2 protein-coding genes are annotated in these 694 nt (G+C 58.2%); both read left to right on the top strand.

Translation table 11 applies throughout. From position 1 onward, the window contains the following. Window positions 1-184: hypothetical protein (locus tag IVA75_RS14880; protein ID WP_247282317.1), on the top strand; the 184-nt coding region annotated here is incomplete at its 5' end. 23 nt (window positions 185-207) lie between these two features. Then, window positions 208-694: hypothetical protein (locus tag IVA75_RS14875; protein WP_247282316.1), on the top strand; the 487-nt coding region annotated here is incomplete at its 3' end.

The following is a 694-nucleotide window of genomic DNA, read 5'->3' as shown; positions in this document are numbered from 1 at the left end:
ATCACCGCGCCCCGGCGGCGTCAATCATCCCGACCGCGCTATCCAGAGCATTCCGCGCAAGTCAAGCCCGTGCACCGGTGATCCTATCGTGACGCTCACATCGAAACTCCCATCGTCAATAGCGACACCTGGAAGAAGATTGTTGCGGGAGAGCCGGATCGGCTCGATCAGTCTGACAAACTGACGCTCTATCTCCTCATGAGGCACTTGCAGTTTCGTAATATTGAAAACCTGCGCTTCATCGAGCAGGAGGCGGCGCACGCCAGGGATTTTGGCTTCCGGGACGACTATTCAGAGGACGAGCGGGAAATGTATGCAGCATTGTCGAGGACGGCGGCCGGTCCCCCCAGCTACTTCCTTTCCATGGCAGTGAACATGCAGCAATTCGCACTGCATTGGGACCGTGCGAGCATAGCGGTGATCCGCTCCCGTGTTCCGCTACGGTCATCCACCAATCCGGCGCTCGTGATTCCGCGCAAACTCGGACACATCAAACTATTCGAGGAACTGGAAGCGGGCGCGTTCTGCTATTGGCTCCCCCTCTCGCCTCATTTTGGAGTGATGCTGACCATGTCGCACCGCTTCAACGACTTTGTTGCGGATTCCGGGGATTGCGGCCAGAGATTCCGATTGAACGCGACCATGCATTCCGATCGAAGGCGGCCACCTGTTCCGACGAAGGCGGCCGGGGTGT

This window comes from Bradyrhizobium sp. 134, assembly GCF_023074155.1.
GTDB lineage: Bacteria > Pseudomonadota > Alphaproteobacteria > Rhizobiales > Xanthobacteraceae > Bradyrhizobium.
This window is presented reverse-complemented; position numbering and strand designations above follow the sequence as displayed.